Below are 14,084 nucleotides of genomic sequence, written 5' to 3'. Positions count from 1 at the left end.
CCCGCATCCTGCCCGATCAGGGGGCCGGGGTCACCTCGATATCGGCCTGCGAGTCGGTCTCCACGCCCGCGCCGGCGTCCGTCTCGACGTCCGGGCGCGACTCGCTGATCTGCTGGGCCAGCAGCCGTACGCGGGGCTCGTGCTCGTCGTAGCCGACCACGACCGGCGGCTCGTTGTAGGCCATGGTGTCGGACGAGCGGCGCAGCTTCACGTACTGGCCGCAGGCGTCGATGGCGTACGGCTCCATGTCGTCCTGCAGGGCGCCGATGACCGTGATGCCGTGCGTCTCGCCGATCTTGCGGAAGAGGGCGACGGCCTCCTTGCGGTGCTCCTTGCCGAGGTTGCGGCCCAGCTCGTCCAGGACGAGGCAGAGCCGGCCGCCGCCGGAGCTGGCCAGCGCCGCGGCGCAGACCAGCTTCACCGCCTTCTCGTCCATGAGCGCGGTGTTGGCGCGCCGGTTGTAGGGCACGTACCGCTGGCCGTCCGATCGCCGCCACTTGGGGGTGACCCGCCAGCGCCACTCCTGCTCGGGGTCGCCGGGCGGCTCGGGCGTCGGGAACTCCAGCGTCGCGCCGTAGCCGCCGTAGGCGACGTCGAGCTTCTCGAACTCCTCCGAGACCCGCGCCAGCCGGGCCCGGATCGCGGCGGTGAGGGCGGTGCGGTGCGCCTCGGCCGCGCCGGCGGCCTCGTCGGCGCCCTTCTGGGCCTTGTCCAGGTCGGCGCGGCGGGCCGACAGCTGCACCTCGATCTGCCGCCGCTGGTGGCGCTCGTAGTCCTCCTGCTGGCGCAGGTAGGCCTCCAGCGCCTTGACCAGGCGGGGGAACGTGGCGCGCTCGCGGTCGGTGCGGCGGCCCTCGCCCTCGGCGCGTTCGGTCAGCAGGAAGCGGACCTCCTCGGGCATGTCCTCGTCGGAGACGCCGTCGGGGAACACGCGCCGCAGCGCCTCCGAAAGGTGCTTCTCGGCGTTGTGCCACCACTCGTCGGGCGTCCAGGTCCGCTCGTCCTCGTCGAGGGCGTCCAGCCACTCGGCGGCGCCGTCGCGCGAGCCGCCCCACTCCCGCTCCAGGCTTTCCAGCTCGAGGGCGTTGCGGCGGTCGGCCAGTTCGGCGGACTTGCCGCGGATCCGGTCCCGTTCGCGTTCGTGGCCCTCGCGGCGCCCGCGCAGCCGGTCGACCTCCAGGGCGCGCGTGTCGGCCTTGGCCTGCAGGCGGCGCAGCGTCTGCTCGGCCGAGCCCAGGCGCGGGCCGAGCTTGGACTCGCTGCCCGCCAGCTCCTCCAGCTGCTCGCGCAGGCCGGTCATCTTCTCACGGACCAGCTCCAGCTCGGCGGCGGCCCGCGCGCCCGCCAGGCGTCGCTGCGCCTGCGCGACGTCGGCGGCGGTGTCGGCGGTACGCTGCCTGGCCTCCTCCAGCGCCTCCTTGGACGCCTCCAGCGCGGCCCGCGCGGCCTGGACGCGTGCGACCCGGCCGGTCATCGCCTCGGGGAAGCCGCCCACGATCACCACGCCCGTACCGTCGCCGCCCTCCAGGGCCGCGAAGAAGCGGCCGAGCGGCAGCCCGCAGTTCACGCCCTCTGGATGCCCGTCCAGCGGCTTGCCATCGGGGTCCAGATCGCCGTCCGCCGGAACGATCATCGAGCCGGGCAGCGAACGCAGCGCCCCGGCCGCGGTCTCCAGGTCGCCGGACCCGACCACGACCGCCTCGCGGTACGGCCAGAGCGCGGCCTCCCAGCGTTCGCGCACGTCCTCGGCCAGCTCGACCGCGTCCAGCAGGCCGACCGCGGCGATCCCGGCGCCCGCCAGCGCGCGGATCTGCGCGGGCGCGCTGCTCTCGCCCGCCTCGGCCTCGGTGAGCGCGCGTTCGGCCCGGGCCACCGCGCCCCTGGCCATCCCGAACTCCTGCTGCGCCTCGTCGCGGCGTCCCTCGGCCTCGGCCAGCTCCTTGCCCGCCGCCGCCTCGTCGCGCCCGTCGGCCTCGCGCTGCCGGTCCTCCAGGGAGGACACCTGACGGCGCAGCTCCTCTAGGCGGTTGCGCGCGACGGCCTTGTCGGCGCCGAGCTTGTCGGCCTGGCCCTTGAGGTCGGCGAGCGCCGAGCCCGCCTCGCCGAGCTGCGCGTCCAGCGCGCCGCCGGTGAGCTGCTCGACCTCGCGTTCGGCGGCCCGGATCGCGGCGACGGCCTCGGCGGTCTCCTCGTGGAGGCGTTCCTGCTCGGCGGCGTGCGCCGCGTCGGCCTCGGCGGCGTCCACCAGCATCCGGGCCTGCCGGGTCCGCCAGTGCCGCAGCGCGCCCGCGACCTCGTCACGGGCCCGGTCGCGGCGGTCGAACGTCTTCAGCAGCGACGCCGCCTCGCGCTCCCACTCGGTGAGCCGCGCGATCGCCTCGGCGGCCTTGGCACGCTCCCGGTGCTCCTCGGCCCGCGACTTGCGCTCGGCCTCCAGCTCCCGGTCCAGGCCGGTCAGCGCGGCGATCGCGCTGAAGATCCGTTCCGGGCTGATCTCGTTCAGCGGCTGCGACAGCAGGTTGGTGGCGACCTTGGACCGCACCGAGGTCGACAGGAACGACACGCAGCGCACCTGGCCGCCGTACAGCACCCGGCTCAGGTCCTTGGCGACCAGGTCGCGGCGCCCGGCGCTGCGCGGCAGCTCGGCCCAGCGCCGGTCGGCGAGCGACACCCGCTCGGCCTCCGACGGCGCCGCCGCCAGGTGCACGCCGTGCCGCCAGCGGATCTCCAGGTGCGGCGCGTCCGCGTTCACCCGCAGCCAGATCGTGACCGGCCCCTCGCCCTCGGGCCGCTCGTTCTCCTCGGAGAAATCGAAGACCCCGACGATGTAGCCGTGGTCGGCGCTGGCCCACTGGTTCTCGCCCTGGGCGGCCAGCTCGGCGTTGAACAGCAGCTCGGCGACCGCCCGCGCGCCCGAGGCGAACCGCCACTGCTCGTCGCCGAGCAGCGCGGTGATCGAGGCGATGAACGAGGACTTGCCCGCGCCGTTGGAGTCCTTGGGACCCTGCCCGGCCACCACGATCAGCGTCCCCGGCACGGTCGGCACCGGATGGGTGGACAGCCGGGAGATGTTGACGGCCTGGATGGCGATCAGGGTGCGGGCGCCGACGACGTTCTCGCTGTCGGCGCCGCCGCGCGCGGGCGCCGGCACCAAAGGATCAAGAACCGCGGTCATGTCGTCTCCCCCCGATCGTGCACTGTCCGAACCTGCACCGTGCCGCGCCTGCGGGCGCGGATCGCCGCGGCCAGCGGCGAGTCCGGCCCGGCGGCCAGGATCAGCTCTTCCTGCAGGCGGCGCCGCGCCGCGTCGGTGAGCCGATGGAACTGCGGCCCCGGCACGAAGCCGCCCGCCTCCTCGGCGCCCGCCTTGACCTGCGACACCAGCCCCGCCGCGCGCAGCCGCCGCAGCGCCGCCTCCAGCTCTCCGATGGGCAGCTGCGAACGGCGCCGCAGCTCCTCCATCGGCGTGGGGTAGGTGGACAGCCACGAGTCGTCGCCGAGCAGCCCGGCCGCGCGCAGGATCGCCACCGAGTGGATCAGCACCAGCACGAGCACGGCGCGTTCCTCGACCGGCAGCGCGACCTGCGGGTCGGCGCCGAGCCCGGCCGTCACGTCGTCGCGGTAGCCGGAGATCCACTCGGCCTGCGCCGACCGGATCAGCGTCCGGCCGGTCAGCCCGAGCATGCCCTCGATCGTCCGGCGCAGCGCGGGCTCGCGCAGCGCCGGGAAGCGCACCTCGGGCACCGGCTCGGCCGCGTGCTCGACGGCCATGTAGGCCGCCACCAGCTCGGCGCGCCGCTTCTCGTCGTACGGCCGCAGCAGCCGCTCGAACAGCTCACTCACCGGCAGCCTCGACCTCCCCGATGGTGGCCCGAGGCTCCTCGGCGGCGCCTTCGGGCTCCCGGGCGGTGGCCTGGGGCTTCCCGGCCGCAGCCGGGGGCTCCCCGGTGGCGCTCTCGGCCTCCTCGGCGGTGGCCTGGGGCTCCTGGGCTGTGGCCCGGGGCTGCTCGGTGGTGGCCTGGGGCTCCTGGGTGGTGGCCTGGGGCTGCTCGGTGGTGGCCTGGGGCTCCTGGGTGGTGGCCTGGGGCTGCTCGGTGGTGGCCTGGGGCTCCTCGGCAACGGCCTCGGGCTCTTCGGCGGTGGCCTCGGGCGCCTCGGCCGCGGCCTGAGGCTCCTCGGCGGTGGCCTCGGGTTCTTCGGCGGTGGCCTTGGGCTCCTCGGCAACGGCCTCGGGCGTGACTGCCGGCGGCTGCTCGGCGGCAGGCTTTTCAGTGGCGGGCTTTTCAGCGGTGGGCTCGGGCTGGGGCGGTTGGGGGAGGCGGCGCAGGAGGTCGCGGAGGGAGGCCAGCGAGTCGTCGGCCCACATCGCCACGCGCGGGCCCGGCCGGAGCGTTCCGGCCTCCTCGTCCAGCAGCAGCCAGGCGGTGTCGGCCAGGCGCCGCAGCTCGCCGGTCGCCCAGCGGCGGGCCAGCTCCGCGTCGCCGCGCGTCATGCCCGCGTAGACCTCCAGCACGGCGGCGACCGTGGCGGTCTCGCCCGGCCAGGGCGCGTCGTCCAGCCGCGTCCAGCAGCAGCGCAGCGCCGCCGCCAGCACGCGCCGCGTCATCCCCGGCCGGTCCAGCGGCATCGGGGCGGTCTGGTAGTCCTCCAGAACGGCCGGGGTCGCGCCGTCCGGCCAGGCGGGCAGCAGCCAGACCCGTGCGTCGTCGGAGGCCGCGGTCATCCCGGCGGGGATCGGCTCCGACACCGGGATCGACGGCGCGCCGAGCACCCGGGCACGCGCCCGCGCCAGCACGTCCGGTTCCACGCGGGGTTCACTGCGGGGTTCGCTCACGACGGCCCGGTCCTCTCGAAGACGCCCGGGGACATCCAGGTGGGGGCGCCGTCCGGGCGTACGGCCAGTCCGTCCGACCAGACCAGCCGGTAGGGCAGCTCGGGGTGCAGGTGCACCGAGGACAGGTCGGCGAGCATCCGGCGCCCGGCCACCCAGTCGCGGTCCAGGACCTCCTCGACGGCGACCCGGTCGCGGCCCCGCAGCACCTGCTCGGCGATCTCGCGGAGCCGTTCCAGCGCGGCCCGGTCCCCGCCGGTCTCGTCCGACAGGCCGTGGTCGGGCACCGACGGGCGGGGCGGCGCAGGCCGCGGCGGGGTCGCCCGCGGCCCGTCCTCCACCGCCGTGACCACCGCGGCGGGCTCGTGCCAGGGGGCGGCCGCGTCGAACACGAACCCGTCCAGCACGGCGGCCAGGTCGTCGCGGGTGGCGGTACGGGCGAACGTCCGCCAGGTCTCGGGCGGCAGCAGCGTCAGGTTGCGGGTGGTGCCGGCCGAGTCCGAGAGCCGGGCCGCGGCGCGTCGCGACGCGTCCCCATAGGCGTAAATGGCCGCCCGCAATTCGGTGCAGGTGCGGTCGAGCTGGGGCCAGCGCCGCAGGATCGCGCCGTGCAGCCGCTCGGCCCGGATCAGGATCTCCTCGGTGCCCCACAGCTTGGGCGCCTGCTCGCGCAGCTCCTCGATCGTTCCATTGGTCAGCGTGAGCAGCTCCACGCTCCACAGCCGGAACGCCCGCGCCAGCCCCTCGGCCCCGGCCCGCGCCTGGTCGGGGGTCATCCGCGGGTCGGCCACGTTCAGCTGCTCCAGGGCCAGCAGCCGGTGCATCTCGCTCTGGCCGCCGTCCAGCATCATCCGCCGGACGAACATCAGCCCGACCACGCTGGTGAACGAGGCTCGATAGCGCAGCTGGTTGGGCTTGGGGAACACCTCGCGGATCGCGCCGAGGCCCTTCAGCACGCGCAGGCGGTTCTCGAAGACCTCATTGGGATAGCGGCGGCAGACGTAGCGCATCTGCTCGCGGCTCAGCCCGTCCTCCCCGGCGTCGGCGAACGCGGCCAGCAGCGTCTCGGCCACGTCGACCAGCTCCGGGTCGTCCACCACGGCGCCGCCGTCGCGGGCCAGCGCGGCGAACATCTGCCGGTAGACCCCCAGCACGGCCTCGCCCACCAGCACGTCGTCAAGGCTGGGGGCGTCGCCGCTCTCTTGCTCGGGGGTAGCCGACACGGCGAACCACGGTACGGCCACCAGGCCCCGAAGGTGGAATCGGATCACTTCCGGCGTGTTCCAGAGCGGGTCCGGCTCGTTCCGGAGCGGGCGCGGCCTGGGCGCGGCCTGGGCGCGGCCTGGGTAAAGAGAAGGAAGATAGGCAACACCCGGAAACCGGAGACGGTGCCCGGTAGCGGATGTCAAACTCGCAGTGACCACATGGGGATGTACGGGCCAGACCTTCGACAGATGTGGGCGCATGACACTGCAGAACGCTCCTGACTCTCATGCTGACGACGATCCGAACGCCGCCACGAACCTCCCCGTCGAACCGAACGACTTCGTCGGCCGCGAACGGGACGTGGCCGACCTGCGCGACCTGCTGGAGTCGGTACGGGCGGTGACGCTGTGCGGACCGGGCGGCATCGGCAAGACGCGGCTGGCGGTGCACGTCGCGCACTCGCTGCTGGGCTCCTACCCCGACGGCGTGTGGTTCGTCGAGCTCGCCGACGTGGCGCCCGACGGGCTCGACCAGGTGCCGCGCAAGGCCGCGGCCGTCCTGGGGGTGGCCGAGGAGGACACCCGGCCGGTGGCCGACACCCTCGCCGACGCGCTGAGGCCGCGCGAGGTGCTGCTCGTGCTGGACAACTGCGAGCACCTGGTCGACGAGTGCGCCGACCTCACCCGGGTGCTGCTGGCCCGCTGCCCGCGGTTGTGGGTGCTGGCGACCAGCCGCGAGCCGCTGCGGATGGCGGGGGAGAACGTGTGGCGGGTCCCGCCGCTGGAGCCCGCCGAGGGCGCCGAGCTCTTCCTGGCCCGCGCCGCCGCGATCCGCCCCGGGTTCGCCGGCGCCGGGCCGGGCTCGGGCGCGCGCGGCGGCCCGGACGGGGTGGAGGACGCGGTCGGCGAGATCAGCCGGGCGCTGGACGGGGTGCCGCTGGCGCTGGAGCTGGCCGCCGCCCGGATCCGGGTGCTGTCGGTCGAGCAGATCGCGGGCCGCCTCGCCGACCGGTTCAAGCTGCTCAGCACCGGCGACCGGACCGCGCCGCTGCGCCAGCGCACGCTGCGCGCCGCGATCGACTGGAGCCACGAGCTGCTGTCCGAGCCCGAACGGGTGCTGCTGCGGCGGCTGTCGGTCTTCGCGGGCTGGAGCCTGGACCAGGCCGAGCAGGTGTGCGCCGGGGACGGGCTGCCCGCCGAGGACATCCTGGACCTGTTGACCGCCCTGGTGGACAAGTCGCTGGTCGCGATCGCCGGTGAGGTCGCGGGCGAGGTGCGGTTCCGGCAGCTGGACAGCATCAGGCAGTACGCGGCCGAGCGGCTCACCGCCGCGGGCGAGACTGAGGCGGCCCACGACCGGCACCGCGACGCGATCCTGGAGATCGCCGAGCGGCACGGCGAGCTCGCGCTGGCCGAACGGCGCGGCCCCTGGTCGGAGCGCATCGCGCTGTTCCGCCGCTACGACGTCGAGGTCGGCAATGTCAGGGCGGCCCTGGCCTGGTCGTTGGAACGTGGTGAGATCGAGGCCGGGCTGCGGATCTGCACCGCGTTGCGCACGTATTGGATCGTGCGCGGGCGCGTCGCCGAATGGGCCGAGTGGACCGATCGCTTCCTGGCCCTGGGCGCCGACCTCCCGGCCTACGTGCGCGGCCCGGCCCTGGCCAGCCGGGCGCAGCTGGGCATCGGCGCCCGCGATTACTCCCAGGCGGGCGAGTTCGCCTCCGAGGCGATCGAGCCCTGCCGCAAGGCCGACGACGCGTTCATGGAGGCCAGCGCGCTGATCGCGCTGGCCGAGTCGCTCAGCCGCGCCGGCCGCCTGAACGAGGCGGTCGAACGGCTGGACGAGGCCGACGCCCTGGCCGCCGCCCCCGGCCAGGAGTGGAACCGCGCGTACTCGCTGACCTCACGCGGCTACCTGCAGATCAGGCGCGGCAGGCTGCGGGAGGCGCGCGAACTGCTGGAGTCGGGGCTGGCGACCATGCGGGAGATCGGGCAGCTCTGGGGCGCCTCGGCCGCGCTGATCGGCCTCGGCAGGCTCGCCGAGCTGCGCGGCGATCCGGCCGCCGCGCGCGCCCACTACACCGACGTGCTGCCGATCCTGGACGAGATCGACGCCCGGCCCGAGCTGGCCCGCGCCCACGCCGGGATCGGCCGGGTCGCGCTGGAGCAGGGCGACCTGCGGGCGGCCCGGGAGGCGCTCACCGCCAGCATCGGGCTGAGCCGCGCGAGCGGCATCCGGCTCGACGTCGCCCGCGCCCTGGAGACGTTCGCCATGCTGCTGGCGGCCGAGGGCGACGACCGTGGCGCCGTCACGCTCGGCGGCGCCGCGCACGCGCTGCGCGAGGCGGCGGGCGGCCGGGCCGGGACCGGCGCGCGGCTGGAGGCGACCCTGGAGCCGCTCCGCAAACGGCTCGGCGAGCCACTGGTGGCACAGCTGTGGGGCGAGGGGCTGGCGACCTCCTCCGACGACGCCGTCCGCTACGCGCTGCGCGCCCCCGAGCCTGGTGCGGTCCCCGCGCCGCGTTCTCCCGCAGGCCCCGAACGGCCGGAGGAGACCGAGCCGCACGGACAGGCCAAGCCGGGACCGCGGCCCGAGACCGGACGGCCGCTGGCCACGCCGGTGACACCGCCGAGCACGCTCACCGCCCGCGAACGCGAGATCGTGCGGCTGGTCGCGCGCGGGCTCAGCAACCGGGGGATCGCCGACGAACTGGTCATCAGCCCCGCGACCGTCGCCCGGCACGTCACCAACATCCTGACCAAGCTCGGCTTCTCCTCGCGCGCCCAGGTCGCCGCCTGGGCCGTCGAGAACATCCCGGACGAGTGATGTGACGTGCCGCCGCGTCAGGTGCGTACACATGCCCGTCCCGCCGCGCGGCGGCGGGATACGACCCCGGATGCACATTCCGGTGCATGCGCGGGCCGCCCCGGCGCCCGTAGCGTCGCACCATGATCTCCATAGGTCCGGAACCGGTGGGCGCCGTACCCGCGGTCACCGTGACCCAGGCGGTCTTCGGCGCGGTGGGTGCGGATCCCGACCTGGGTGAACGCCCCGCGCTGGTGGACGCCACCTCGGGTCGCTCCCTGTCCCACGGCGACCTCGCGGCGGCGGTCGGATCGGCCGCCGCCGGGCTCGTCAAGGAAGGACTGGGCGCGGGCACCGTCATCGCGCTCTACCTGCCCGACAGCCCAGAGTTCGCCGTGGCCCTGCACTCGGTCATCGCCGCCGGCGCGGTCCCGCTGCCGGTGCGGCCGACCGTGCCCGCGCCGGAGCTCGGGCGGCTGATGGCCGCCGCGGGCGCCGCCGCCCTGATCACCTGGCCGGTGCTGCTCGACCTCGCCCAGGAGGCGGCCAAGTCCGCCGGCGTCGAACGGGTCCTGTGCTTCGGCGCCGAACCCGACGTGGAGCCGTTCGACCTGCTCCACACCGGGGAGGCGGCGCCCGAGCTGGCCGTCAGCCCCGCCGCCGACGCCGCGATCCTGGCCTGCACGCGCGGCACCACCGGCCCCGCGCGGCTGATCCCGCTCACGCACGCCGACGTGGTCGGCGGCCTGGTGCGGCTCGGCGAGGCGGGCATGCTCGGCTCGTCCGACGTGGTGTTCTCCGCGCTGCCGTTCGCCGACGTCCTCGGCCTGAACGGGATCCTCAACCCCGCGCTGCGGCTCGGCGCCACCGTCGTCACCCAGTCGGGCGCCGGGCGGCACGACCAGCTGCGCGCCATCCAGGACCACCGGGTGACGGTCGCGCTCGTGCCGCCGCGCATGGTCGAGATCCTCGCGTTCGACCGCGCCGTGCCCCGCTACAACCTGCGCTCGCTGCGCGCGGTGGTCAGCACCGGCGGCCCGCTGCGCGCGGAGGTGGCCCGCGCCTGTGCGACCCGCCTCGGCTGCCCCGTGCGCCAGGCGTACGGGCTGGCGGAGGCCTCCGGACTCACCCACCTCAACCTGCGCGCCGCCGAGGAGGGCACGTTCGACTCGGTCGGCCGCGGCCTGCCCGGCGTGACCTGGCGGGTCGTCGACCCGGCCACCGGCACCGACCAGCCCGCCTACCAGGCCGGGGAGCTGTGCCTGCGGCTGCCGGTCGCCGGCACGGGCAAGATCAGATGGCTGCCGACGGGCGACTCGGCGTTCGCCGACGAGCACGGCCGCATCTTCATCCTCGGCCGCCTCGGCGAGGGACGGCCCGAACCGCCCGCCGAGCCGGAGGCGGTGCTGGCCGCCCACCCGGCCGTGCGGGACGCGGTGCTCGCCCCCGCGCCCGACCCCGACCTCGGCCTGGTGCCGCACGCCTTCGTCGTGCTCGCCGAGCCGGTCTCGGGCGACGACCTGCTCGCCTACGTCAACGGGCACGTCCCGGCCTACCGGTCGGTGCTCGCCGTCCACGAGGTCGACGTGATCCCGCGGTCGCCGAGTGGCCGGGTGCTGCGCCGCGCCCTGCTCGAACGCGCCGGGCTGCGCGCCGACCCGACGCCCACGCCGCCGACCACGCCCACGCCGCCGACCACGCCCACGCCGCCGACCACGCCCACGCCGCGCAGCCATCGAAGGCAGTGAGCTACACACCCGCGTACACATTCCTGATGATGTGGCGGTACCTGCGGGGCACGTACCGTCGGGGCATGCTCGAGGGAGACCGCATGTTCAGCGACGAGGCCGGTCAGGTGACCGTCTCCGACGCGACGGTCACCCGCACGGTCATCGGGGCCGTCCGGGAGAACGCCGTCCGGCACGGCGACCGTGCCGCCGTCCGGGACGCGCGCCAGGAGCTCGGCTTTTCCAGGCTCGCCGCGGTCGTGCCCGCGGCCGCCGCGGGGCTGCTGCGGCGCGGCGTCCGGCCCGGCGACGTGGGCGCGATCCATCTGGAGGGCGCCTGCGACTTCACGCTCGCCCTGCACACCGTGACCGCCGCCGGCGCCGTGCCAGTGCCGCTGCCGCCCGGCGGCTCGGCGAGCGAGCTGGCCCGGATGATGACCGACTGCGGCGCGCGCTTCCTGCTCACCGGCGGGGAGACGGCGGCCGCGTCGCTCGCCGCCACCGAGCGTTCCTATGTACGCCAGGTCTTCGCGTTCGGCGAGGCGCCGGGGGCGACCCCGTTCGCGCGCCTGGTGTCGGCGGGAAGATCCGTGTCCGGAGAACCGGCCGCCGAGGGGGAGGCCGGACCACTGGACGCGGGGATCGATCCGCTGGGCGACCTGGCGCTGCGACTGTGCGACCCGCCGGAGGAGTTCACCCACGCCGACCGCCTCGCCGATCTCTACCGGCTGGCGGGCTCGGTCGGGATGGGCGAGTCCGACGTGCTGGTCTGCGGCCGCCGCGAACTGCCGGTCGCGACCTGGGTCGGGCTGATCGACCTGTGCCTGACGCACGGCGCCACGTTCGCCGCGACGGCCGGGTCCGGGGTGGGCCCGCTGGCCGACGCCATCGAACGGCACGAGGCGACGATCGCGGTCGTCACCCCGGCCGAGCTGCGGGCGCTGACCTACGACCACGACCCCGTGCGCAAGCCCGGCATGCGGCTGCTGGTCACCGGGACGCCCGACCCCGAGATCGTCCGCGCCTGCCGCGAGCGCAACGGCTGGACCGTCTCGCCGCTGGATTGACGGCTCGCCTGAACTGAACGGGGTCACTCCACCCGCAGCACGAGGATGGCCATGTCGTCGTCCAGGGGCTCGGTGCTGAAGTCGCGGACGGCGGCCTGGATGCGCAGGCTCACGGCGCGCGCGGTGAGGCCGGTACATTCCGACAGCAGTCGCGCCAGCCCGTCGTCGTCATCGAGCTGCTCGTAGCCGCGGCGGCGTTCAGTGATCCCGTCGGTCACCAGCAGGAGCACGTCACCGCGATCCAGCACGACCGAGTCCAGCCGGTAGTCGGGATCGGTGACGGCGCCGACCAGCAGTTGCGAGTCGCCGATGGGCTCCACCACGCCGTCCGGGCGCAGCCGCAGCGGCAGCGGATGGCCCGCCACCGTCATTGACACCCGTACGCCGCCGGAGCCGAGCATCTCCAGCTCGCCGTGCACCGCCGTGAGCAGCTTGGGGCCCGTGCTGTCGAGCATCGCCTCGTTCAACCGGTCCAGGGCGCGGGCCGCGCTGTGGCCCTCGCGGCCGAGCGCGCGCAGGGTGTGGCGGGCCAGCCCGGTCACCGCTGCCGCCGCCGCGCCCGTCCCGCACACGTCGCCGAGCATGAAGCGCCAGCGCTCCGGCCCGGCGGCGAACAGGTCGTAGAAGTCGCCGCCCGCCTTGGCGTCCTGCCCGGCGGGCATGTAGACGATGCTGTGATCGATCCCGGGGATCTGCGGCAGGTGATCGGGCAGCAGGCTGCTCTGCAGGATCTGGCTGACCGCGACCTGCTCGCCGTAGCGGCGGGCGTTCAGCAGCGCCAGCGCGAACCGGTCGGTCAGGTCCTCGGCGAACCGGGCCAGCTCGGGGCGGAACGATCCGTCGTCCGGCGCGCCCAGCACGATGCTGCCGAGCCGGTGCTCGCGGCAGGCGAGCGGCAGCTCGAGCGCCTCGGGACCGCTGATCGCACGGTCGGCCGGGCCGAGCACGTCCAGAGCGTTCCACCGCCGTGGCTCGCGCACGGGGAACGCACCGGGCGCCGGGCACGACTCCAGCAGTTCGCGGAGCGGCCGGATGCGCTGCTCGTCGGCGTGCCAGATGTGCGCGAGCACGCCCTTGCCGCCCTGGTCGCTGAGGTACACCGCGCACCAGGACGCGATCCGGGGCACGAACAGCTGCGCGGCCAGCGCCAGCACGAGCTTCTCGTCGAGCGTCCCGGCGAGCAGGTCGTTGGCCTCGGCCAGGAAGCCGAGCCAGCCGCGATAGCCCTGCTGACCCGCGGCCTGCCGTTCCCGCGCCACCACCGGCGCGAGCGAGGTCGCGGCGTACTCCAGCCGGGCGACGTCGGCCGCGCCGAACCGGTCGGCCTCCTCCGCCGACACCACCACCAGCCCGAGCCGCTTGCCGCCCGCCTTGAGCGGCGCGGTCGCCAGCGACCGGAAGCGGCTGCCGACGGACGGCGTCACGATGCCCGCGTCCTCGTGCGTGGCGAGGGCCAGGCGGGCCGTGTCCAGCGAACGCAGCGCGGCGCCCTCGGGCGGGACCGGCGCGGCCGGGTCGTCGGAGGCCGCGGTGGCGGTGGCGCGCACGGCCAGCGCGTCGTCCTCGGTCGACACCAGCACGTAGGCGACGTCGGCGCCGGTGGACGCGCGGGCCCACTGCACGACGTGGTCGAACATCCGCTCGGCGGGCAGCCGTTCGGGCGCCTCGGGGGCCACGTCGGCGGGCGCGACGGGCGCGGCGCCGCCCGGCGCCACGAGCATGGGCGACGCGCTCATCGCGGCCGGCGCCGCTGTCGCCGCCGTTGCGGGCATCCCTGGCGACACGGCCACGGCGGGATAAAGGCCTACCTCCGGCGGTTCCGAGACGATGGGGAGGGTCGTGACCTCGGCGGGCGCGGGCTGGGTCATGGCGGGCGCGGGCGCGGTCGCGGGGCCGGGCTGCGGCGGCGGCAACGCGATCGGCGGGGGAGGAGCGGCCGTCGGCGCGGGCTCGACCGGCTCGCTCGCGGCGTCCTCGAACTCGAACCACACCGTCTTGCTGGTCTTGGAGTAGGTGACGCCCCACGAGTCGGCCAGCGAATGGGTGAGCACCAGGCCACGGTGACCGTCGGACAGATGGGCCTGCGCACCGTCCAAGCCGGGCGCGTGCACGCCGTGCGGCTCTTCGACGCGCCGCATCGGCAGCTCGTCGCGCACCTCGACGCGCAGGATCGTTCCCGCGGCGTCCAGCAGGCAGGACAGACGCACGTCGGTGCCGGCGTGGACGACGGCGTTGGTCACCAGCTCGCTGGCGATGAGGACCGCGTCCTCGACACGGTCGTACGGAAGGCCCCAGGCGCGCAGCGTCCGCCGGACGAGCCCGCGTGCGGCGGGCACGGCGGTGCTCTCGGGGACATACGTGGCGCTGGACCTTCGCGAAACCGACACGATGACCCCCCTGCGGGAAACATGCTGATTCGCGAGGTGAACCTCAGGCCATAGTGACAGA

General features: G+C 75.2%; 8 protein-coding genes. 3 read left to right on the top strand and 5 right to left on the bottom strand.

Features of this window, described 5'->3' with window-relative positions:
* Nucleotides 1–16: 16 nt before the first annotated feature.
* From J4573_RS51010 to J4573_RS50995, 4 genes are read right to left on the bottom strand one after another with little or no spacing between them, the layout of a single operon-like run.
* A complete protein-coding gene (locus tag J4573_RS51010; RefSeq protein WP_208263712.1) occupies nt 17–3,175 on the bottom strand; it encodes a coiled-coil domain-containing protein in 3,159 nt (1,052 codons plus the stop codon).
* The gene (locus tag J4573_RS51005) at nt 3,172–3,843 is read right to left on the bottom strand and encodes a hypothetical protein (protein WP_208263711.1); all 672 of its coding nucleotides are present in this window, start codon (nt 3,841–3,843) and stop codon (nt 3,172–3,174) included. Before J4573_RS51005 ends, J4573_RS51010 begins: the two co-directional genes overlap by 4 nt.
* Nucleotides 3,836–4,834 carry a hypothetical protein gene (locus J4573_RS55020; RefSeq protein WP_243774938.1) on the bottom strand — a complete coding sequence of 333 codons (999 nt, stop codon included), beginning with the start codon at nt 4,832–4,834 and terminating at the stop codon, nt 3,836–3,838. Before J4573_RS55020 ends, J4573_RS51005 begins: the two co-directional genes overlap by 8 nt.
* Nucleotides 4,831–6,054, bottom strand: a complete 1,224-nt coding sequence (locus tag J4573_RS50995; RefSeq protein ID WP_208263710.1) for a hypothetical protein — start codon at nt 6,052–6,054, stop codon at nt 4,831–4,833. Before J4573_RS50995 ends, J4573_RS55020 begins: the two co-directional genes overlap by 4 nt.
* Before the next feature lie 241 nt (nt 6,055–6,295).
* Between J4573_RS50995 and J4573_RS50990 the strand changes: the two genes are divergently transcribed.
* The 3 genes from J4573_RS50990 to J4573_RS50980 all read left to right on the top strand — a co-directional run bounded on the left by J4573_RS50990 (nt 6,296) and on the right by J4573_RS50980 (nt 11,636).
* On the top strand, nt 6,296–8,863 hold the full coding sequence (locus J4573_RS50990; RefSeq protein WP_208263709.1) for a LuxR C-terminal-related transcriptional regulator: 2,568 nt from the start codon (nt 6,296–6,298) through the stop codon (nt 8,861–8,863).
* A gap of 122 nt (nt 8,864–8,985) precedes the next feature.
* Nucleotides 8,986–10,590: an AMP-binding protein gene (locus tag J4573_RS50985; RefSeq protein WP_208263708.1), complete on the top strand. Its 1,605-nt coding sequence runs from the start codon at nt 8,986–8,988 to the stop codon at nt 10,588–10,590.
* 65 nt (nt 10,591–10,655) lie between these two features.
* Complete coding sequence (locus tag J4573_RS50980; RefSeq protein ID WP_243774937.1) at nt 10,656–11,636, top strand: AMP-binding protein; 981 nt, start codon at nt 10,656–10,658, stop codon at nt 11,634–11,636.
* Between the two features lie 23 nt (nt 11,637–11,659).
* Here J4573_RS50980 and J4573_RS50975 read toward each other — a convergent pair whose 3' ends face one another.
* Nucleotides 11,660–14,023 (bottom strand): SpoIIE family protein phosphatase, encoded by a 2,364-nt coding sequence (locus J4573_RS50975; RefSeq protein ID WP_208263707.1) that lies wholly within the window; start codon nt 14,021–14,023, stop codon nt 11,660–11,662.
* Nucleotides 14,024–14,084: the final 61 nt, after the last annotated feature.

The organism is Actinomadura barringtoniae (assembly GCF_017573505.1).
Classification (GTDB): Bacteria; Actinomycetota; Actinomycetes; order Streptosporangiales; family Streptosporangiaceae; genus Spirillospora; species Spirillospora barringtoniae.
This window is presented reverse-complemented; position numbering and strand designations above follow the sequence as displayed.